Annotated in this window: 20 protein-coding genes and 2 pseudogenes; 12 read left to right on the top strand and 10 right to left on the bottom strand. The window is 61.8% G+C overall.

What is annotated here, in order from left to right:
- Positions 1-3: 3 nt before the first annotated feature.
- Both AC0QDI_RS24550 and AC0QDI_RS24545 read right to left on the bottom strand, forming a co-directional pair.
- Entirely contained in the window at positions 4-594 is a 591-nt protein-coding gene (locus AC0QDI_RS24550) for a DsrE/DsrF/DrsH-like family protein (RefSeq protein ID WP_226777545.1), read from the bottom strand.
- Positions 594-839 (bottom strand): sulfurtransferase TusA family protein, encoded by a 246-nt coding sequence (locus tag AC0QDI_RS24545; RefSeq protein WP_006111093.1) that lies wholly within the window; start codon positions 837-839, stop codon positions 594-596. The genes AC0QDI_RS24550 and AC0QDI_RS24545 overlap by 1 nt, the downstream gene beginning before the upstream one ends.
- A gap of 244 nt (positions 840-1,083) precedes the next feature.
- On the opposite strand from AC0QDI_RS24545, the gene AC0QDI_RS24540 reads away from it, so the two are divergent.
- The 5 genes from AC0QDI_RS24540 to AC0QDI_RS24520 are packed head-to-tail and all read left to right on the top strand — an operon-like array spanning position 1,084 to position 7,664.
- Positions 1,084-2,277 carry an MBL fold metallo-hydrolase gene (locus tag AC0QDI_RS24540; RefSeq protein ID WP_226777544.1) on the top strand — a complete coding sequence of 398 codons (1,194 nt, stop codon included), beginning with the start codon at positions 1,084-1,086 and terminating at the stop codon, positions 2,275-2,277.
- A 5-nt stretch (positions 2,278-2,282) separates the two neighbouring features.
- The gene (locus AC0QDI_RS24535) at positions 2,283-2,795 is read left to right on the top strand and encodes a YeeE/YedE family protein (RefSeq protein WP_226777543.1); all 513 of its coding nucleotides are present in this window, start codon (positions 2,283-2,285) and stop codon (positions 2,793-2,795) included.
- A 54-nt stretch (positions 2,796-2,849) separates the two neighbouring features.
- On the top strand, positions 2,850-3,311 hold the full coding sequence (locus AC0QDI_RS24530) for a DUF6691 family protein (RefSeq protein WP_049904790.1): 462 nt from the start codon (positions 2,850-2,852) through the stop codon (positions 3,309-3,311).
- A 53-nt stretch (positions 3,312-3,364) separates the two neighbouring features.
- Entirely contained in the window at positions 3,365-4,534 is a 1,170-nt protein-coding gene (locus AC0QDI_RS24525; protein ID WP_226777542.1) for an inorganic phosphate transporter, read from the top strand.
- A 58-nt stretch (positions 4,535-4,592) separates the two neighbouring features.
- Positions 4,593-7,664: a PAS domain S-box protein gene (locus AC0QDI_RS24520; RefSeq protein ID WP_474672696.1), complete on the top strand. Its 3,072-nt coding sequence runs from the start codon at positions 4,593-4,595 to the stop codon at positions 7,662-7,664.
- 57 nt (positions 7,665-7,721) lie between these two features.
- Here the strand turns inward: AC0QDI_RS24520 and AC0QDI_RS24515 are convergent, their stop codons facing one another.
- The 4 genes from AC0QDI_RS24515 to AC0QDI_RS24500 form a co-directional block, all read right to left on the bottom strand.
- Positions 7,722-8,876 carry a methionine synthase gene (locus AC0QDI_RS24515; RefSeq protein ID WP_226777540.1) on the bottom strand — a complete coding sequence of 385 codons (1,155 nt, stop codon included), beginning with the start codon at positions 8,874-8,876 and terminating at the stop codon, positions 7,722-7,724.
- Positions 8,877-9,021: 145 nt separating this feature from the next.
- Positions 9,022-9,561, bottom strand: a complete 540-nt coding sequence (locus tag AC0QDI_RS24510; RefSeq protein WP_226777953.1) for a DUF1684 domain-containing protein — start codon at positions 9,559-9,561, stop codon at positions 9,022-9,024.
- A 110-nt stretch (positions 9,562-9,671) separates the two neighbouring features.
- Positions 9,672-10,106, bottom strand: a complete 435-nt coding sequence (locus AC0QDI_RS24505; protein ID WP_226777952.1) for a thioredoxin family protein — start codon at positions 10,104-10,106, stop codon at positions 9,672-9,674.
- Positions 10,107-10,611: 505 nt separating this feature from the next.
- A complete protein-coding gene (locus AC0QDI_RS24500; RefSeq protein WP_226777951.1) occupies positions 10,612-11,967 on the bottom strand; it encodes a heme-copper oxidase family protein in 1,356 nt (451 codons plus the stop codon).
- Between the two features lie 110 nt (positions 11,968-12,077).
- Here AC0QDI_RS24500 and AC0QDI_RS24495 point away from each other — a divergent pair, with 110 nt between their 5' ends.
- A complete protein-coding gene (locus tag AC0QDI_RS24495) occupies positions 12,078-12,734 on the top strand; it encodes a helix-turn-helix domain-containing protein (RefSeq protein ID WP_474672693.1) in 657 nt (218 codons plus the stop codon).
- A 38-nt stretch (positions 12,735-12,772) separates the two neighbouring features.
- Here the strand turns inward: AC0QDI_RS24495 and AC0QDI_RS24490 are convergent, their stop codons facing one another.
- Positions 12,773-13,618, bottom strand: a complete 846-nt coding sequence (locus AC0QDI_RS24490; RefSeq protein ID WP_226777949.1) for a universal stress protein — start codon at positions 13,616-13,618, stop codon at positions 12,773-12,775.
- Positions 13,619-13,955: 337 nt separating this feature from the next.
- Here AC0QDI_RS24490 and AC0QDI_RS24485 point away from each other — a divergent pair, with 337 nt between their 5' ends.
- The 3 genes from AC0QDI_RS24485 to AC0QDI_RS24475 all read left to right on the top strand — a co-directional run bounded on the left by AC0QDI_RS24485 (position 13,956) and on the right by AC0QDI_RS24475 (position 15,650).
- Positions 13,956-14,102: a DUF7512 family protein gene (locus AC0QDI_RS24485; RefSeq protein WP_226777948.1), complete on the top strand. Its 147-nt coding sequence runs from the start codon at positions 13,956-13,958 to the stop codon at positions 14,100-14,102.
- Positions 14,103-15,140, top strand: a complete 1,038-nt coding sequence (locus AC0QDI_RS24480; protein WP_226777947.1) for a sulfite exporter TauE/SafE family protein — start codon at positions 14,103-14,105, stop codon at positions 15,138-15,140.
- A gap of 102 nt (positions 15,141-15,242) precedes the next feature.
- Positions 15,243-15,650 carry a helix-turn-helix domain-containing protein gene (locus AC0QDI_RS24475; RefSeq protein WP_226777946.1) on the top strand — a complete coding sequence of 136 codons (408 nt, stop codon included), beginning with the start codon at positions 15,243-15,245 and terminating at the stop codon, positions 15,648-15,650.
- A 94-nt stretch (positions 15,651-15,744) separates the two neighbouring features.
- Here AC0QDI_RS24475 and AC0QDI_RS24470 read toward each other — a convergent pair.
- Positions 15,745-16,008, bottom strand: a pseudogene (locus AC0QDI_RS24470) (multicopper oxidase domain-containing protein); the annotation flags it as partial.
- On the opposite strand from AC0QDI_RS24470, the pseudogene AC0QDI_RS24465 reads away from it, so the two are divergent.
- Positions 15,991-16,629, top strand: a pseudogene (locus tag AC0QDI_RS24465) (MBL fold metallo-hydrolase); the annotation flags it as partial. The pseudogenes AC0QDI_RS24470 and AC0QDI_RS24465 overlap by 18 nt on opposite strands.
- A 448-nt stretch (positions 16,630-17,077) precedes the next feature.
- Complete coding sequence (locus AC0QDI_RS24460; RefSeq protein ID WP_226777944.1) at positions 17,078-18,856, top strand: carbamoyltransferase family protein; 1,779 nt, start codon at positions 17,078-17,080, stop codon at positions 18,854-18,856.
- Positions 18,857-18,897: 41 nt separating this feature from the next.
- Here the strand turns inward: AC0QDI_RS24460 and AC0QDI_RS24455 are convergent, their stop codons facing one another.
- Complete coding sequence (locus tag AC0QDI_RS24455; protein WP_226777943.1) at positions 18,898-19,269, bottom strand: thioredoxin family protein; 372 nt, start codon at positions 19,267-19,269, stop codon at positions 18,898-18,900.
- 331 nt (positions 19,270-19,600) lie between these two features.
- Here AC0QDI_RS24455 and AC0QDI_RS24450 point away from each other — a divergent pair, with 331 nt between their 5' ends.
- Positions 19,601-20,524: a sulfite exporter TauE/SafE family protein gene (locus AC0QDI_RS24450; RefSeq protein ID WP_474672690.1), complete on the top strand. Its 924-nt coding sequence runs from the start codon at positions 19,601-19,603 to the stop codon at positions 20,522-20,524.
- 75 nt (positions 20,525-20,599) lie between these two features.
- Here AC0QDI_RS24450 and AC0QDI_RS24445 read toward each other — a convergent pair whose 3' ends face one another.
- Entirely contained in the window at positions 20,600-20,995 is a 396-nt protein-coding gene (locus AC0QDI_RS24445) for a response regulator (RefSeq protein ID WP_226777941.1), read from the bottom strand.
- Between the last annotated feature and the right edge of the window lie 356 nt (positions 20,996-21,351).

Below are 21,351 nucleotides of genomic sequence, written 5' to 3'. Positions count from 1 at the left end.
GGATTAGACGAGGAGCTGAATGTCGGATTCAGCCATGTGTTGCAGCGCGGTGGCCGCACCGACGCCAGTGGTGACGCCGTCGTAGAAGTCGTCCTCATCATAGTCCATCAGTTCGATCGTCATCTGACACGCCTGCAGATCGACGCCGCTCTCGAGCGAGAGGTCGATCAGTTCCTCGATGGTGGCAGTCCCGTTGTCGTCAATCTTCTTCTGCATCATCTTCGTGGCCATCTTGTCCATGCCTGGCAGAGCAGCGACGGCGTTCGGGACCGGCATATTCGGGTTGCCGACGGCGCTCAACTTGAGGTCCGTCGACTTCTCCTCGTGGAGGATATCGAGCCCCCAAAACGTGTGGAAGACGACAACCTCCCAGCCGAAGGCGGCCGCAGTGCTCGCGAGGATTAACGGTGGATACGCCATGTCGAAACTCCCCTGTGTCGCGACGATGGTCATCTTCTTCTGATCGTCGCCAGTGTCCACCGCTGCCATCGATTCTTCCAATTCCTCGACGCGCTCGCGCAGCGCCTGTAACTCGGCGGCGTCGACGTCCGGATCGGCGTCGTCGACTGCCGTCGTTGGGTTATCCGTGCTCATTATTCCGTTTTCTTCACGTAGTGAGTGTACAAATCGTCCTCCTCGACCTGCTCGAGGAGTTCGACGCCGTCGGTGCCGTCGGCCCACCCCTGAATGTCGCTCATGCTGCCCGAGTCAGTCGCGACGACCTCGAGGACGTCGCCGGCCTCGAGATCGTCGATCGATTGCTTGGTCTTCACGATGGGCATCGGGCACGACTGTCCTTTCACGTCTAGCGTCTCCGTGGTCTGGTATTCCGAACTCATAGTTTCGTTCTGGCCCCGTATTGGAGCTATCATACAATATTGGGCGCTCCCATATAAGGCCTCCGGTTATTGCACAATACACGAACACCCCTAGTCCTGAGGAGGATAAAATAACTAGTTAGTACCGCCTGCATACGCGTATATAGAAATCATGAGGCTGTATTTGGCTAGCCTGTATTGTAGATAATAGGAATTACTACACAAACCCTTAAGTGCCAGTAGCCGATACTGGGAACTGTACAACATGGACGATATGGATCTTCCAATGCCGGACGTCGAGATCGAATCGGTCAGTCCAGACGAATTGAAGGGGAAAATCGACGCGGGCGAGGATGTCACACTCCTCGATACCCGCATGGAATCGGAGTACAACGAGTGGAGGATCGACGGGGAGACCGTCGAATCGATCAACATCCCGTACTTCGAGTTCTTGGACGACGAAATTGACGACGATGTCCTTGCACAGATTCCCGATGAGCGCGAAATTACGGTTCTCTGTGCGAAGGGCGGCTCGAGCGAGTACGTCGCTGCACAGTTGAGAGAGCGCGGCTACGACGTCGACCACCTCGAGGAGGGGATGAACGGCTGGGCGCGAATCTACGAGCGCGTCGAGGTCGAGCGCTACGACGGCGCGGGGACGCTCTACCAGTACCAGCGTCCCTCGAGCGGCTGTCTCGGCTACCTCATCGTTGACGGTGACGAGGCGGCCGTGATTGACCCACTGCGTGCATTCACCGACCGCTATCTCCAAGATGCGAACGAACTGGACGCCGACCTGAAGTACGCAATCGACACGCACATCCACGCGGATCACATCTCGGGGATCCGCGACCTCGCCGATGAGGGCGTCGAGGGCGTCATCCCCAAGGCGGCGGTCGACCGCGGTATCACCTACGCCGACGAGATGACTCTTGCAGCAGACGGCGACGAGTTCGAAGTCGGTGCTGCCACGATCGAAACCGTCTACACGCCCGGACATACCTCCGGGATGACCTCGTACCTGATCGACGACTCGCTGCTTGCGACTGGCGACGGCCTGTTCGTCGAGAGTGTTGCCCGCCCTGACTTAGAGGAGGGCGACGAGGGCGCAGAAGACGCCGCACGCCAGCTCTACGAGTCGCTGCAGGAGCGCGTGCTGACCCTGCCTAACGACACGCTCGTCGGCGGGGCTCACTTCAGTGACTCCGCCGATCCCGCCGACGATGGCACCTATACGGCACCGATCGGCCAACTCGAAGAAGAGATGGACGCTCTAACGATGGACGAAGACGAGTTCGTCGAGCTGATCCTCTCGGATATGCCGCCCCGTCCGGCCAACTACGAGGATATCATCCTCACGAACCTCGGACAGCAGGAGGCCAACGACAAGGAAGCGTTCGAACTCGAGCTCGGCCCGAACAACTGCGCGGCCAGCCAAGAGTCGCTGGCGGGTGACTGATCACCGTGCTCGAGATCGCACTGTTCGCCGAACTTGCCGCCCCGGGTCAGGTAGTGCCCGCCGAGCCGTTTCCCAACGGCATCTCCCGGTACGCTATCGGTGGACTGCTCGTCGGCCTCGGCGCGGTCGTCATCTATCTCGGGACGGGGATCGCCGCGGGCGCGAGTACGTTCCTCGAGTCGACGCTGTCGTACGTTTCGGATCAGTCACGGTTCAAGCAGTACCGCGGCTCCCGGGACTGGCGCGTCGTCTTCACGCTCGGAATCATTCTGGGAGCGGCGGTCTACGCCGTCTTCTGGCAGGGCGGGACGTGGACAACCGACGTCCAGCCCTGGCGGTTGCTGCTCGGTGGCGTCCTCGTCGGGATCGGGACGCGCGTCGGGAAGGGTTGCACGTCGGGCCACGGCGTCTGCGGCGTCGGCTCGGCCTCGAAAACGTCGATCGTCGGCGTGATCACGTTCCTGACGGTCGCGATCGTGACCGCCCAGATCGTCCAGGCAATGGGGGTGAGTCCGTAACATGAGCTGCGAGACGCTCGCGTCTCGAGACGGCGAACGGGGAGGTGACGACCCGTGAGCAGAAATCGCCATCCGCTGTTCATGCCGCTGATCCTCGTCGGCGGTCTGATCTTCGGCTTCGGACTGGCGTACAGCCACATGGCTCGGCCGGAAGTCGTGCTGGACTTCCTCCAGTTCGACGACCTCGGCCTGCCGTTCGTCATGTTTGGCGCCGCGATCGTCTCCGGGATCGCCTTCGCGATCATGCCCCGGATTCGCGACAGCGCACCGCTGACGGGCGACGTGTACCGTCGACGGCTGAAATCGTTCGATCGAAACGTCCTGATCGGCGGCGGGATCTTCGGTGTCGGCTGGGGGCTCTCGGGGATCTGCCCCGGCGCGGCCTACGCCAGCCTCGGGATCGGAAACGTCGCCATCCTGTGGGCGCTCGTCGGCATGTTCGCCGGCGCCTACCTGCAGGGGGTCTGGCGCAGCAAGCGCGCCGCGGCCGACTCCGGTCCAGCGAGTGCTGACTAACACCGTTCGAATTTCGCACCTCGAGAACTGAAACGGAGGATTTTCGTACACTAATGGAACCTACAACGATACTCCTGTTCGCAGCGGCCGCGGTCGCGAGCCTCTTCATGGCGTGGGTCATCGGCGCCGGCTCGAGCGGCGCGACCCCGTTCGCCCCGGCCGTCGGCGCGAACGCGATTCCGACGATGCGCGCGGCGTTTCTCGTTGGCATTCTCGGCTTCGCTGGCGCGGTGACGCAGGGCGGAAACGTCTCCGAAGCCGTCGGCAGCGGCCTCGTCGACGGGATCAGCCTCCCGGTCAGCGGCGTCATCGTCGTCCTGCTGATCGGTGCCGGGCTGATGGCGATCGGGATCTACACGGGGTATCCGATCGCGACCGCGTTCACCGTGACCGGGTCGGTTGTCGGCGTCGGCCTCGCACTCGGCGGCGATCCGGCCTGGGGGAAGTACGCCGAAATCGGCGCGGTCTGGGTCCTTACACCGTTCGTGGGCGGGGGAATCGCCTACGGTCTCGCCAGTATCCTCCCGCGAGCTGATGCTCCTGAGGACGTCACCGTTCCGATTCTCGCCGGGATCGTCGGCGTCGTGGTTGCGAACCTCGAGTTCTCGTTCCTCGCGTCGGTCGGGGGAACACTCGCTGCCGCCGGGACCACGCTGGTTCCCGTCGACGGCGTCGCCGCCACGATCGTAATCTCCCTCGGCTTCGGGACCATCGCCGCGACTGTCGTTCGCTGGGACGTCGGTCGCGACGAGGCCGGCGGGCTGCGCCGGTTCCTGCTCTCGCTCGGTGCGCTCGTAGCGTTCTCGGCAGGTGCGAGTCAGGTCGGACTGGCCGTTGGACCACTGTTCCCGCTGCTCGAGGAGCTGCCGACGGTGTCACCGATCGTGGTGTTGCTCGGCGGCGGCGTCGGGATCCTCGTCGGTTCGTGGACGAGTGCGCCCCGAATGATCAAGTCAATCTCGCAGGAGTACGCGTCGCTGGGACCGCGACGATCCATTTCGACGCTCGTCCCCTCGTTTCTCATTGCACAGACCGCGGTCCTGCTCGGGGTACCGGTCTCGTTCAACGAGATCATCGTGAGCGCGATCATCGGCAGCGGACTCGCGGTCACCGGTGGAGACGGCGTCAGCCCCCGAAAGCTGGGATTCACCGTCGCCGCTTGGATCGGATCGTTCGTCCTTGCGTTCGGGCTCGGCTACGTATCGATGCTCGTCGTTCGGTGACGGCACCGTCCCGTTCGAGAAGGTGGCCTTATACTGCTTCGCCTTTCTAGCACGGACAATGACACCCTCTCCTCGTTCGGATGGGAACTCGACGGCGGACGCTGCCATCCGACAGCAGAGGCTCGTCGCAGACCTCGGTCGCCGGGCGTTCGACACGGACGATCCGAACGAGTTGATCGACAGCGCCGTCACGGCGGTCAGTGACGTACTCGAGGCCGAGTTCGCGACCGTTCTCGAATCGGCTCCGGGCGACAATCGGTTCCTGATCCGCGGCGGAGACGGGATCAACGACGATCGCATCGGAACGAAGACGACTGCATCCGGTCGCAATACCGCACACGGAACGGCGCTGACGGCGGACGACCCCGTCGTCGTCGACCTCGAAACCAGCGATCGGTTCGACCGGCCGCCGTTTCTCCCCGACCGGACGATCAGCAGCGTCATCTGCGCCAGTATCGGCTCGACAGAGGGGCCGTGGGGCGTCCTCGCTATCTACACGACGACGGACGCGTTCGACGACTCGGACGCGGCGTTTGTCCAGAGCGTCGCGAACGTCCTCGGTTTGGTCGTCGATCGGGAGCGAGCGAACCGGCGCAGAGACGCGGAGGCGTCCCTCAAGGACAAGATCGTCGAAACGAGTCCGATCGGCATCACGATCGTCGATACCGATGGCGAGATGCGCTTCGCAAACGATCGCGCCGAAGAAATCTTCGGTCGTAGCAAAGAGCGGATCGACGAGTTGCGGTTCGACGATCCCGAGTGGGACGAGATCGGTCCCGACGGCCATTCCCTTTCGTCGGCGGAGTTGCCGTTCTCCCGGATCCTCGAGTCCGGCGAACCGGTGTTCGATCAGGTCAGCGGGGTCTTGCGGCCGGACGGTCAGCGGGTGTGGCTCTCGATCAGCGGCGCGCCGCTCTCCGACGGTGACAACGACGAAATCGACGGCGTCGTCTTCGCGATTGAGGACATCACCGATCGGTTCGAGCGTAGTCGAGAGCTCGAGCGGTACGAAACGGTCGTCGAAACGGCCCACGAGGGCATCTACGTTCTCGACGAGGAGCGTCGGTTCGAACTGGTCAACGATTCGTTCGCCGACCTGACCCCGTTCTCGCGGGCGGAACTGCAGGGGCGACACGCCTCGACGGTGTTCGGCGAGGAGTTCGCCTCCATCGAGGCCGAACAGTGGAGCGACGGAAGCGAGGGGAAACCACCGATGTTCGAGGAGACGATCGACGCCGGTTCGGACGAGACCCGGACGGTCGAGAATCGATTCGTTATTCTGGACGAGGACGGCGACGAAACGCGGATCGGTGTGGTCCGGGACGTAACCGAGCGCAACCGGATGGAGGCGGCGCTTCGAGAGCAGGAACGCCGATTCAGAACGCTCAGCGAACACCTCGAGGAGGTCATCTGGTTGACCGACGCGGACCCCGCGGAGTACGTCTACGCGAACCCCGCCTACGAGGACGTCTTCGGACACGACCGCGAAAACCTGTACGACGACGGGCTCTCGTGGCTCGAACTCGTCCACCCGGCGGACCGAGACCGGGTCCGCGAGGCCTACACCGCACTGCCGGACGGGCGGTTCGATGAGGAGTTTCGGATCGTCAGACCGAACGGCGAGCAGCGGTGGATTCACGCCCGGGCGGTCCCAGTCACCGACGACGACGGGACGGTCCAGCACATCGTCGGAATCGACGCCGACGTCACGGCGCAGAAAGAACGCGAGCGGAAACTGGAGAAGTATCGAACGATCATCGAGGCGATCGACGACGGCGTTTACACGGTCGACGACGAGGGCCGATTCACCGTCGTCAATCGGGCGTTCGCCGAACTGACCGGCTACGACCGCGAGGAACTGCTCGGCGCACGCGAGTCGCTTGTCGTCGACGACGAGGTACTCGAACGCGCTCAAGCCGTCGCCGACGAGTCGAGCGCGACGAAACTGGAGGCAACGATCCAGACGGCCGACGGCGAGGCGGTCCCCACCGAAACGGCGGTGACGACCCACGTCGCCGAATCCGGGACGTACCGCCGGATCGGCGTCGTCAGGGACGTCACCGAGCGGCTCGCGTATCAACGCAGGCTCGAGGAGAGCGAACGGCGCTACCGGACGCTGGTCGAGAGCTTCCCGAACGGCGTGATCACGATGTTCGACGAGGAACTCCGGTATACCTTCGCGGACGGGCAAATCCTCGACGAGATCGATCTTCCCCCCGACGAACTCGAGGGAAAGACGATCCACGACGTCTACCCCGACGAACTCGTCACCGAACTCGAGCCGGCGCTCCGGTCCGTCTTCGGCGGTGAATCGACCGAAACGGACGTCTCGTTTCGCGATCACATCTGGAACGTCCACATCGTTCCTGTCAGGGACGACGATGGCGACGTGTTCGCGGGGATGCTCGTCGCGGTCGACGTCACCGAGCGCGACGAGTACAAACGGAAACTCGAGGAATCGAACGAGCGCTTAGAGCAGTTCGCCTACGCGGCGAGCCACGATCTACAGGAGCCGCTGCGGATGGTCTCGAGCTACTTGCAACTGCTCGAGAGCCGTTACGGCGACGACCTGGACGGGGAGGCGACAGAGTTCCTCGAGTTCGCCGTCGACGGCGCCGAACGGATGACGGAGATGATCGATGGGCTGCTCGAATACTCCCGGGTCGATACGCAAGGGGAGTCGTTCGAGTCGGTCGACCTCGACGAACTGCTCGACGAGGTCCTCGACGACCTGCAGTTCCGGATCGAGGAGACCGGCGCGGAGATCACGGCGGAATCGTTGCCGACCGTTCGCGGCGACGCCAGTCAGTTGCGACGGGTACTTCAGAATCTCGTCACCAACGCGATCACGTATAGCGGCGACGAGCGGCCCCGAATCGATATCGAGACGGGACGGCGCGGACGGCAGTGCTTACTCTCGGTTCGGGACGAGGGAATCGGGATCGACCCCGACGATCAGGACCGGATCTTCGAGATCTTCCGGCGCTTGCACACGCACGAGGAACACGAGGGAACCGGGATGGGACTGACCCTCGCTCGGCGGATCGTCGAACGGCACGGCGGCCGCATCTGGGTCGAGTCGGAACCCGGTGAGGGATCGACGTTCTCGCTCACGCTTCCGCTCGCGTGAGACGCGGGCGGACCGCTCACCGGACGGGCTTCCACCCGGCGGCCCAAGAGGCGGCCGTCAGTAGACGCGCTCGGTCGCGATCTCGGCGCCCTCGACGAGCGCCTCGAGTTTGGCCCACGCGATTTTGGGGTGGACCATGCCGAGACCCGCCTGCGTACCGAAGCCGCAGTCGGGCGCGGCGACGATCGGCGTCGACTCGTCGACCGCGTCCGCGACGCGCTCGAGGCGGTCCGAGATCGTCTCCGGGTGGTCGATGATGTTCGTCTTGACGTCGACGACGCCGGGCATCAGCGTCCAGCCGTCGGGAAGCGGCTGCTCGGCGAACGCGCGGTACTCGTGCTGGTGGCGGGGGTTAGCCTGTTCGACGCTCAGTCCGGTGATGTCGGCCTCGTAGATCTCCGGCAGGAGGTCAACGAGGTCCGCGTCGAGGTGGTGGGGGCCCTCGTAACTCCCCCAGCAGGTGTGGAGGCGTACCTGCTCGGCGGGGACGTTATCGAGGGCCTCGTTGAGCGCCTCGACGTGGAGGCGCGTCGCTTCCTTGACGTCCTCGAGCGGTTCGTCCGCGTAGGCCGCCGTCTGGCCGATGGTGAGCAGTTCGGGCGCGTCGATCTGGAGGGTCATCCCGGTCTCGGCGACCAGTTCGTACTCCGTCTGCATCGCGTCCGCGACGGCGAAGAGGTACTCCTCGTAGGTGTCGTAGTACTCGTTGACGTGCGTGGTCGCGACGATGCTCGGCGACGCCGAGGTCACGAACGTCCCCTCGAAGTCGGCGTCGACGGTCGCGAGCGCGTCTCGGAACGCCTCGAGTTCGTCCTCGGCCTCCGCGCGGCCGGTGTACTCGATGGGGCCGTCGACGACGGGCTGCATCGAGAGATCGATGACGTCCGTCTTGAACGTCTCCTCGGCGTACTCGGGGAACTCCTGGAGGTCCGCCCAAAGTTCCTGTTCGCGCTTCCCGTCGATACCGCTCAGACGGTCCGCGACGTACCAGTTGAACGAGACCCGCGACTGTTCGCCGTTGTTGACGACGTCGAGCCCGACCTCGGCCTGTCGCTCGACGACGGCCCGCGTGGCCTCTGCGACGGTTTCGTTCCACTCGTCCTCGTCGACCGGTTCGTCGTTCTGACGCGTCTCGAGGAGGTCGAGCAGTGCCGGCGGGCGGGGAAGACTCCCGATGTGCGTCGTTCGGATTCGGTCTTCAGTGGTCGTCATGGGGTACTCTTGTGAGTAATAGTTTCAGTAGATAATATAACTGGTGGTATTCTCACGATCGACGGTCACGGTGGTTCGATAGCGCCTACGACGTTCGAAAACAGCGAAATTCCGTCGAGGGCGCCGAATTAGTCCGGAATCATCGTCAGTGGTACGCCTGTTCGCCGGCCTCGATCGGGACCTCGAGCCAGTTCTCCGTCGGCGGGAGCGGGCACTCGTAGCGATCCGAGTACGCGCACGTCGGATTGTACGCCTCGTTGAAGTCGAGGATCCAGTTTTCGTCGCCCGTTCGGTGGGCGTCGCCTTCGAGGTCGAGGTACCGACCGGCGCCATAGGTCTCGTCGCCGCTGGTCGCGTCTCGGAACGGGACCCAGAGCCGATCGTCGTCTGGATCCGCCTTGTAGGCCTGCAGCGTGATGTCTTCGCCGTCGACGGTGAATCGGAACTCGCCCCACCGAAGGTACTTCCGCTCGCCGTCGGTGCTCGTCCCAACGGTGACCGGTTCAGGGTCGTTGTACTCGTGCAGCGGCAGTTCGAACCGGTATGCCTCGTCGATCGGGTAATACTCGAGGCCGTCGAACGACTCGCGCTTGTCCGACGGAATCGGCGAGTGCGGGTCGCCGCCGAAGTACCGGTCTTTCTCTTCCCGTTGCGTCTCGATCGCTCGCCGCCAATCGGTGGTCATGGCTGAAGGTCAGTGTGTCGTGGTCGTGTCGCCGGTCCCCGTATTTAGGTCAGACCAGGACGCTGTTCAGATAATCACTATCGACTGCCGTGGCCTCGGCAGGTGCGTCACTACGCGTGTTGCTCGATTAGCCCCTCCAGCGTTCCGCGGTCCTGGACGCCGACCATCCGCTCGACCGGCTGGCCGTCGGCGTAGAGGACGAGCGTCGGGACGCCGCGAGCGCCCAGTTGCTGGGCGATCTGCTGGTGAGCGTCGACGTCGACCTTCGCGACGGCGGCGTCGGTCTCCGCGGCGAGGGCTTCGATCGTCGGCTCCATCATCTGACAGGGGCCACACCAGTCGGCGTAACAGTCCACGAGGACAACGTCGTGCTCTCCGACGACCTCGTCGAGGTGACCCTGGCCTGTGATCGCGATTGGCTCGTCGGGTTCGGTGCTCTCCCTGTCGGCCGCATCGAGGCCCCCGCCGTTCTCGAGACGTTCCTGCAGCTCTCGCTTCTTCTGTTCACGGATCCGTTGGCGATCGTTGTTTGCGGAGTCGCTCATCGATCGACGGTACGGTTTCCACAGCAATAACGGTTTTGTGAACTGTCTACAATATCATATAGCCGGTTTGGACTCGCACTGGTCTCGTCGCGGATCGCCGGCCGACTCTCACATCGTTCGGGCTGAGCAGACCGGGAACAGATCGTCCATGAGTCCAGTAATGAACCATACCACGGCGTTGGCACCGCCCGTTTGATCGGGTAGTGCAGTACCGATCGTGAGTGCATTTCTCTTGGCGATCATAGGCGTTCTGCCGGCGAATCTTGAGAGTGTCTCTCAGGCAATTGAATCAATACTCCTTCCGCTCATTTTCGTCGGATTGGGACTAATATTGTACGGTATCGGATGCACCTACATCTCGTTCGCCAACTACAGCCGAGCGATGTTGATGAAACACAATCACTCGGCGAGAACTCAGAATAACGCAGGCCGCTGACTGTGAGCAGCTTTGAACGCGATATCTCGACGACGGTGTATACAACGCTTTTCTCGTCGAGTCCGGAAATCACACTCGAGTTGACGACGTCTGCGTGCGGACTGACCACCGCTGTTCGACGATCTTCAGCAGATAGTACCCCCAGAGTGAGAGGAGGACAGTGAATCCCGAGCCGTGCAGTAGCGCCGACCACGACTGGTCCTGATAGAAGAAGCCGATCCCGACGGCGAGAACCGCGAGGTTCCAGGCGAGGACGGACTTCGGTCCGACGGCCGACGGGAGACGCTTCGCGGGGACGAGTCCGTCGACGCGGCTGTCGCCGCCGTCACCTCGAGTGGTTCCGTGGGGCCACTCGAGAGTGCAGGCGACGAGCAGCGAGCCTGCGAGCGCGATTGGAAGCGCCCAGCCGATGAAAAGGAAGTGCAATGCGCCGGTCTCGATCCACGGGGCGGGGATACCGAGTGGCATACCGAACAGGATGAACGGGGCGAAGCTCGCCGGGCCGAGGATCCACAGCTGGGCGACGAGCACCGAGAGCGCTGTCCCGCTCGGCGTGCCGGCCCGGTAGGTTTGAGCGAGCGTGTAAATATAGAGAACGTAGCCGGCGGCGTACAGTACTAGTCCGATTGCGGTCACCGTCTTCCCCATGCCGAGCACCGGTCCGACGACGAGCGGGACGATACCGAGCGCAAACAGCGGGAACGAGTATCGTCTCAGTCGGTCGCTGTATAGCTCCGCATCCACGAGCCGCGGAAAGAGATCGTACAGCGTGCCGATCGCCGCGAGGCCCAGAAACCCCCACGCGTTGGCGTGGACGTGTGCCTCCCGGAGTCCGTACCAGCCGCCGGGGACATCCCAGCCGTGGCTGTACAGTCCGAACGCGAACGTGAGCCCGATCAGGTAGACGAACGGTGAGAGGAGGTAAAAGCCAATGGTCGGGTCGCGCGCTCGCCCGCTGTCGCTTCTGCGTACCATCAGGAGAACGACGGCGAACAGCCAGCCCGTAAGCAGCCAGATCGTCCCGAGGCCGATGTCGAACCACAGTGGCTCGCCAAAGGCACGACCGTACCAGATGAGTAGTACGGCGCCGTTCAATCCGAGAAAAACGGCTTTGATAGCCGTTGCTGACGGTCCCGGTTGCTCGAGTTTCCGCGCCGTCAGCTGTGGCAGCGTGCCGAAGAGCAACTGCGTGAACGCGCCGATCGTAACGAAGTGGATGTGCGCCCACGTGATCCACGATACCTGCGGAACGAGTTCGAACGCTTGAAGGCCCTGATAGAGAGCGAGCGCGAAACCGACAAACAGGAATGCGATGCCAGCAACGTGAAACGGCGTCAGAGTGAGCGTCGGTCCATCAGCCGTCCGCCGGGTGGATCGGTATTCGGAGTCGCTTGGACGTGGGTCGCACGGATCCGTATTAGCCATACACGTTCGTTTGATTGGCCGCTGTGTATCCGTTGTCGCGAATATTGCAGGGTGCTTCGAACATGTTCGAAGCGTATGCTACGACGTTCGACTGCCAATCATCAATACTGATGCCACGGGCGAAACTCACCGTCCAACTCCCCGAATCCCTCTGGATCTACGAGATTTCGACGGCCTATCCCGACACTACGTTTCGAGTCAGTTCAGTGCTGCCGGGATCGGACGTCGCGATCGGTGTCATCGAACTGGCGGCGTCGAATCCGGTCCCGATACTCGCCGCGATCGCCGAGCGGAGCGATATCCGGGACCTCGAGTTGCTCTGGAAGCACGACGAGACCGCACTCCTGCAGGTCGAGACATCGAATCCGTCACTGCTCGTTCCCATGCAGCAGGCTGGCGTTCCAATGGAGACGCCGTTTGCGGTCGAAGACGGCGTGGTGACTTGGGAACTGACGACGAGTGCGGACCGATTATCGATGCTCGGCGACGCGTTCGATGAGCGTGGCATCGAATACCACATCGAGTACGTACATGCCGTCGCCGCGAGCGACGCAGAAAATCTGTTGACAGACCGACAGCTCGAGGTCTTCCGCACCGCTCTCGAGGCGGGGTACTACGACGTTCCCCGCGAGGCGACGCTGACGGACGTCGCGTCGGCGCTCGGCGTGACCAAGTCGACCTGGAGCGATGTCCTGCATCGCGCGGAGAGCGCGATTACACACTGGTTTGCCGACGAACGCGTCGACTCCATCTCTCACGACCGGTGAACCGGTTCCCGCTCGAGTGAGCCGACGGTTCGCCCTCGTTACGCCTTTCGATCCGGCGGAACGAGCATAACGTTGCTGTCCGCCCGTGCGACGATATCTTCGGAGACGCTTCCGAGCAAGAGTCTGCGGAGCCTGCTGTGACCGCGCGAGCCGACGAGAATCGTCGTCGGTTCGTACTCGACTTCCGCAGCGAGAATCTCGTCCGCCGGATCACCTTGACGGACCGCCGTTCGCGTCTCGATCTCCCACTCCTCAAGTTTGGTTGCCAACTCCGCCAGTCGCGCTTCGGGGTCGGCGCCCTCTGGAAGCGCCGGATCCTTCGGCGTTTCGACGTGGACTAGCGTCGCCTCCTGCGTCGCGTGACGGAGGTACGAGAACGCCTCAAGCGCCCGCTCGGCGTTCTCCGAGAAGTCGGTCGCGTACAGCATCCGCTGGAACAGGTGTTCGCGGACGACGGTCGGCTCGTCAGTTCCGCGTTCAATCCGGTTGACCAGCAGCGGGATGACCGTCGTCCGCGCGAGATTACGCGCGGTCGAGCCGATGATGCGGTTCTCGAGCGGGCTCTTTCCCCGCGAGCCGACGACCGTGAGGCTGGCGCCGACCGCCTCTGCGATCCCGTTGATGCGTCGATGGGGCGTCCCACGAACGACGTGCGCTTCGACGTCGAAGCCCGCGTCTTCGATGACGCTGCGATAGCGCTCGAGCGCTCGCCCGCGTCGCGCTGCGAAGTCGATACCGGGCATCCCCGCGTGGACGTTCGACGGGATCACGGTCACGAGGTGGATCTCCTCGACACCGATTCGGCCGAGACACTCGAGACAGGTCTCGCTCTCGATCGTCGCCTCGCTGGCGGCCGAGAGATCGGTCGCACAGATCCCTATCATACCGGTCGTAGGCTTCGGACGCATAATATTGTTTGTGCAAACCAATATCTACTCCGAACTATCAGTCGTAACCGATCCGGAGGTATCGCGACGCCGACTCCGTCTCGCCACGAATCCGCTGACGCTGCGTTCCGACCGCGCGCCAGCGGAAGGAGTCTCCGACGATTCGTTCCTGCTCCCCGCATAACTTACTGGAATATTCTCGTTGGATAGCCGTGAGATAGACTGCAGTAATATTGTGTAGAAGTCCCAAAAGCGTTATACTCCTCCTTCGGATAGATGATACCGAGTAGAAACCTATGCTCCGCACACAACCGGGCGACGGAGGTCGGTATCGGTGATCGACCTCACAGCGTATTCGTCAGCAGTACAGTCAGGCGCCCTCGTTGGCGCCGTCCTCCTCGAGGCGTTCGTCCTCTACGTCGGGTACGGCGCGCTCGAGCGAGTCGCAGCGCCGATCGTCGAGAAAATCACACGCGCATAGATGGAGCTATTCGGAATCGCCCTGATGACGCTCGCACTGTTCGTAAGCTTCGGCTTCATGGTCGGCGTCCTATTCGGCTTCTTCGGCATGGGCGGTTCGTTCCTCGTCACACCGGCGTTACTCGTGATGGGGTATCCCGCCAGAGTCGCCGTCGGGAGCGGCATGGCCTTCGTCTTCGGGACGGCCATGATCGCGACGCTGAAACACCGCGACCTCGGCCAGGTCGACTACAAACTTGGCGGACTGATGATCGTCGGGACGACGAGCGGTATCGAGGTGGGGAGTCGGATAGTGTACTATCTCGAGGAATTGGGACTCGCCAGCGGTGCCATCGGCATCACGTACGTCGTCCTGTTGGGTGCGGTCGGGCTGTTCGTCACCCGAAATGCGCTCGTAAACGACGGCGGAGACGATTCGGGTGGCAGCCACCACGAATCCGACGAGGAGTTCGACCCGGACGCGATTCCACCCCTGGCGAAGCGAATTCAGTCCTACCGCATCCCGCCGATGATGACAGTTGCCGGCGGGATCCAGGTCTCGCTCTGGTTGATTCTGGTCGTCGCGTTCGCCACGGGCCTGTTGTCGGGCTTCCTGGGTGTCGGTGGCGGTTTCGTCAAGATGCCCGCGATGGTCTACCTCATCGGCGTCCCGGTTCCCGTCGCGGTCGGGACCGACCTCTTCGAGATCGTCTTCTCGGGCGGGTTCGGCGCGTTCACCTACGGGCTCAACGGCGGCGTCGACCTCTCGATCGTCGCGCCGCTACTTGCGGGGAGCGCGCTCGGCGCCCGGATCGGCTCGGCCGCGACCGGCATCGTCGACGAAGACGACATCAAGATCTACTTCGGACTAATGCTGGTCGGTGGTTCGATCGCCGTCGCGTTCCGTCAGGTGGGCGACTATCTCGGGATGGACGTGCTGAATACGGTCAGCTTCGTGCTGATCCTGCTCTCGGCGTTCATGGTCAGCGGGGCCGTGATCTACAGCACGATCACGACGATGCGAGCGCAGTCGAACGCGGCTGCGACGTCCGCGGACTGACGCTATAGCGGCCGCTCGTACCGTTTCTATCTCGGTTCATTGAGATTGTACAATATTCGCACAACCCTTATACCGATACGGTCCCTATCGGGTCGTAGTACAATGGCTAGTTCGATGGCGGAACAACTGCAGCAAGACATGGAGTGCGAAGGGTTACTCGAGTGTATTCACGGACTCAAGCAACTCGACAAGGACTGTTTCCGCGTGATGGTCGAGAGCGAGGAAGCGCTGACGATCGACGAGGTTGCCGAGCAGGTCGACCGCGAACGTTCGACCGCATACCGATCGATCCAGCGGTTGCTCAAGAGCGGCTTCATCCAGAAAGAGCAGATCAACTACGAGCAGGGCGGCTACTACCACGTCTACTACCCGACGGATCCGACTCAGATCGCGAACGATATGCAGCGAAAGCTCAACGACTGGTACGCGAAGATGGGGCAACTCATCCAGGAGTTCGAGAACAAGTACGAACACGCCGAGGCCGACACCGAGATTCCCGCCCAGAGCTAATCGTCTACCGGCCGCGACTCACGTTCACGCTCACTCTCCACGAATCGCTTCGAGATCGTTTCGCTGAGGGGAGTCTCCCACCGAGCCAACCGCTTCAGCGGCGGCTCGTCGAATCGTCGTTGTCGTCACCATCGGCGTCGTTCGGTCGGACGGTGAACGGCCGCATCATGTCGTGGTCCTCATGTTCGATCATGTGGCAGTGCCACATGTACGTGCCCGTCTGGTCGTTGAACAGCCCGTCGTGCTCTCCGAAATGGACGATCACGTGGACGATTTCACCGGGATCGACGGTGATCACGTCGTTCCATCCTCGTTCGTACGGCTTGGGTGCCTCGAGCGCCTCGAGGTCGTCGGCGTCGCGGACAGCCACGCCCACGCGGACCACGTCTCGGGCGCCCGTCGGCTCGCCGGCGAACTCGACGTCCCCTACTACCTCCACGGGGACGACGCCGGCGAACTCGAGGACGTCACGGAACTCGCGGACGGCGAGACAATTTCCGTCGGCGACCGCGACCTCGAAGTGCTCCACACGCCTGGACACACGCCCGGCAGCGTCTCGTTCCGGTTCGGCGACGCGCTGCTGTCCGGGGACACGCTGTTCCTCCGCAGCGTCGGCCGCCCCGACCTCGAGGATGGCGCGGAGGAGGCCGTCCGCGAGGCCGCCGGCCAGCTGTTCGACAGTCTCGAGCGGCTGACGGACCTCGCAGACGGGACCGTCGTCCTTCCTGGTCACTTCAGTGACGAGTCGATTCGCCCGGTCGCGACCGAACTCGGCGACCTCCGAAAAGAGACGACCAACGAACTCCTGAGTTACGTCGAGGACGACGACGAGGAAGAGTTCGTCGAGACCATCGTCGAGAGCCTCGCGGACGAACCAGCGAACTACAACGAGATCAAGCAGATCAACTGGGGGAAAGAGCAACCCGGCAGCGACGTCGAGGCGCTCGAACTCGGGCCGAACAACTGCGCCGCAAACTAACGTCGTCAGTCGGTCGAACGGTCACGCTGTCGTTGGGACTCTGGACGACCGTCGTGAGAGAACAGTTCGAGTTCGCTAACGGGAAGTGGAAGACGAACGTGCGGCCCAGCGGGTTCCTGCCCCAACGGAACAGTTTTCCCGTTCACGAACCGGTATCCAGTTCGATCGGCTATACCGATTTCTGCTGTCGGAGAAGTGCCGACGAGAACCATGAATACGCCTCGAGCGGTAGCTGACACTGACGGTCGGTGGATTGCTCGCTGGCGTCGCGTCGGGCGAGGTCTCGGACAGAGTGCTCGATCGCATCGAGATCCGTGAGAATGCGGACCGCCAGTGCCTGGCCGACGACGAACACGACTACATCGCCGACGATTTGCTGACCCAGCAAATCGTCAGCGTCGTTTTGCTATCTCCTGGATTAGGTTACGATACACCACTTTCACGAGCCATGACTGACTATCAACTCGCGTTCAAACCGGCGATCGGACTCTACGGCCAGCACGACCCGAGCGCCGTTCTCTTCAATGACGGGACGCCCGTCTTCGGCGTCGAGGAAGAGCGATACACGCGAGACAAACACGCGACGGATATGTTTCCCGAACGCGCGATCCGGGCGTGTCTCGACAATCGAAACCTGTCCCTCTCGGACCTGAATCGGATCCTCCTCCCGTACGATCCGCAGCTCCGACGCGAGATCGCTTCGCACTACGTTACCGACGCAATCCGCTCGCCTGGTATCGGACGAAAGCTCTCCGCACTCGAACAGACGCTCGTCACGCAGGTTCGGAGCCAGTTCGTTCCGACCCGACAGATCGAGAACCGCCTCGAGTTGATCGGTTCGCCAGTGCCGCCGATCGAGACGATTCCGCATCACCGCTGCCACGCTGCGAGCGCGTTCCATCCGTCGGGGTTCGATGAGGGGATTGTCCTCACGGTCGACGCGAAAGGTGAGTACGACTCGACGGTCGTCTGGCGCGGCAACGAGGACGGCCTGACACGCGCGTACACTTACGAACACCCGAACAGTCTCGGGCTCTTCTTCGCGGTCGTCACGGAGTTCCTCGGCTACCGGATGTTCAACGGCGAGGGGAAAGTGATGGGGCTGGCACCCTATGGCGAGGACAATCCAGAGATCGAAGGCGTCCTACGCGGGCTGATCGACACGGGCGCCGATTACGACGTCACCGAACTGACGAAGCGCTGGGGAACCGGCCACGGCATCGAAACCCTCGAGGACGCGTTTGGCCGTCCTCGAAACGAAACGCCCGGCGAGTTCGACCAGTGGGAGAAAGACCTCGCGTACACTGCTCAGAAACTGCTCGAGGAGACGGTCGTCGACATCGCGGAGACAGCCGTCGATCAGTTGGGCACGGCGAACGTCGCACTCGCCGGCGGTGTCGCGCTGAACTGCAAGCTGAACAAGCGCGTTCGTGAGTCACCACACGTCGACGACGTCTTCGTCCAGCCGGTCGCCAACGATGCGGGGCTCGCGCTCGGTGCGGGATGGACAGGACAGCCGCCGTCGGCCGTCGACCGCCAGACCGATGTCTACCTCGGTCCCCAATACGAAACCGAGGAGATCCGTTCGACCCTCGAGACGAACAAACTCGAGTACGGGGAACCGGACGACATCGAGCGGTACGTCGCCGAACGGCTCGCCGACGGCGACCTCGTCGGCTGGTTCCAAGGCCGGATGGAGATGGGGCCGCGGGCGCTCGGTGCCAGGAGCATCCTCGCCGATCCGCGCACCGCCGAGTCCCGCGATCGAGTGAATCGGTTCGTCAAACATCGCGAGGAGTGGCGCCCGTTCGCTCCCTCGATGCTCGAGTCGGCCGCCGAGGAGTACCTCATCGACGGCAGCTCAGCGCCGTTCATGATCGATGCCTACGACATCCGCCCCGAGAGAACCGACGAGCTCGAGGCCGTCTTGCATCCAGCCGACAACTCGACGCGCCCTCAGACCGTTCGCGAGGACCAGCACCCGCGCTATCACCGGCTCATCTCCGAGTTCGCCGACATCACCGGCGTGCCGATCGTCCTCAACACCTCGTTCAACGATCACGCCGAACCGATCGTCCGGACGCCGACGCAGGCGATCAAGGACTTTTACGGAATGGGACTTGACGTGCTCGTCCTCGAGGACTTCGTCGTCAAAAAAGACGTGACGAAAACGGATCGGCGTTCGGAACTAGCACTTCGTTCGGGAGGCGCGCCGAACCCAGTATAGCAGTAGAAGCAATCTGATCTTCGGTACAGTCGTCGGCGGTGTCAGTGTGCTGCGTGCGTCTCGAGGACGTCCACGAGCGTCTCAGTGCTCTGGAACCCGTCGTCGAGGCGGGCGACTTCGTCGCCGTCGCGCAGGACGACGAGCGTCGGGACGCTCTGGACGCCGAACTCGGCGGCGAGATCCGGGACGAGACCAGCGTTCACCGTCGCCACGACGCCAGGTGCGCTGCGCGCGACTCCGGAGAGTACCGGCTCCATCGACGCGCAGATTCCACAGCCGGACGTGACGAACTCGAGCAAGACGAGGTCGTGTGCCGCGAGTAGGTCGTCGTAGTCGTCTACATCGTGTAATTGGACGGGTCTATGGGTCGCGCGGCCGTTGTCGGTCAACTCTGAGGATGTGGGTTCAGTCATCAACATGGCTAGGGTCCGAATGCGTATCAGTGTTTTGCAGAATAGACACAATACTATTGTGCAATCGGTCGATCGATCCATAAATGAAGCTGGTGACGACCGTGTACCAACGATCGGAAAACTGATGGCTAATATTGCCTCTATAGACGACAGAGCTGTTTCTCGAGTTATCCCTGTAAACGGGCTCGAGAAGGTTTAATGCGACTGTCTCCCAGATTTCCGGTAACTCGGGCTTCGATAAATCTCGCCGAATAGCACAATGGAATACGGGTGGCCGACCGATGTCCTCGAAACGGCGATCTCGAGGGTCGAGATGCGCCTTCGAACTAGTATGAGTGCTCCGGAAACTACAGTCGACGTCGAACAGTTCTTCACCAATCTCTTCGAGTTTCAGTACCGCGAGGTGACGATGGTCGGCGCGACGCTGATCGTTCTCGTCGCCTCGATCGTCTTCTTCCCGGGTTTCGAGAACGCCGGACGGGGCGTTCAGTCCGAACTTTCAGTCGGATTGCTCGCCGTACTGAGCATGGTCGCGATTGTCGCTGGCATCGTCAAGGGAATGACCGGCTTTGGCTACTCGCTCATCATGACACCGATATTCGCGACGGTGATCGATCCGACCGTCGCCGTCGTCGTCCTGGCGATTCCCCCGTGGATGCTCAATATGTTCCAGATCGCGGAAACCGGAACGGGGCGGTCGTTCGTTCGCGAGGAGTGGTCGCTCCTATTGCTCGCCGTTATTGGGACTGTTATCGGCGTCGCAGCGTTGGCGACGTACAGCGCCGGACCGCTCGTCCCCTTCGTTATCGGACTCGTCCTCCTCAGTTACGTTGTCTTTCAGGTCGTCCAGAACTTCGTCACGGTCGAGGAAGCACACCACCCAGTCGCCCTCGGTATGGCTGGGTTTTCCCAAGGCTTCCTGCTCGCTCTCGCGAATCTCGGGCCGCTGCTCCCGGCGTACTTCCACACCTTCGAGCGGGATGCCGAGCGATACATCGGCGGGTTGGCAATGGTTCTCGGAACGATATTTACGGTTCGTATCATACAGATGGCGCTGTTCACCGATCTCCTGACGACCTACCGGCTCTGGCTTGGGTCGGTGATCGCCGTCGTCACGATCGGTGGCCTACTGGTGGGGACGTATCTCCGACGCCTCGAGTTCGACGAGCGCGCGTTCAACTGGTTCGTCGTCGGACTCCTGTTCGTTATCTCTCTCAACATCTTCCGCAACTCCGTGCCAGCGCTGTTCTTCTAATAGTAATTGGTAATAGGGTTTGGTATGAAAAATGGCACCCGAAACTGAATCACTTGATCCGGTAAGTACGTGTGCTTATTGAGTGCTGAGGTATGGTCGGAGCAGTTCAGTATACATCTCGGGGTCTGTTGGCTTCTCGATTATCTGGTCTGGCCGTGATACCGGTGCATTCTCAGACTGCATTTGTGGTTTCGAACTAGTCATTACGACGACAGGGAGGGGTGGAGTGGCTGACTGAGCAGCGTTCAATATCTCTTTGCCGGTCGTCTGAGAGAGTCGCCAATTGAGCAGCACCACATCCGGGCGAGGTGTATCCTCGTACTCGTTTCGCTGATAGATGAAATCAAGTGCCTCATCCTTGGTATTCACAGTATGGATAGTCGGGGTCAGTTCTGAGACAGAGAGCGCCTCCTCAATGAACCGAATATCCGCCGGATTGTCATCGATGACGAATAGATCCCCACTGCTCATCGCAACTCCTCCATTGGAACACTCAATGCAACAACTCCTTATGGCTGTTTCGAGGTGTAAAAATACAATAAAATTGCAGATTTTCTATTACAATATGTGTGTTCTCTCTACTGAACGGTAATTACATATGCGAACATATTGCTGTACTTCGACGTGCTCGGAACAGTAGCATTCCAATGAGCCCTGTTCGTATTCCTACCTTTCAGAACTGTCGTAACAGCCAATCGATCATTAGTACTATACCACCGATAACAAGCCAAAGAGTAGGAACAACAACGATCAGTACGACCCAATGGGGGACTGGTGGCGGTGGCGCTTGCGGAGGACCATGTAACGGACTTCCGTATAATAGAAAC

Source organism: Natrinema sp. LJW11 (genome assembly GCF_056135975.1).
Note: the sequence above shows the minus strand (reverse complement) of the source record. Positions and strands in the feature narration are given on the sequence as shown.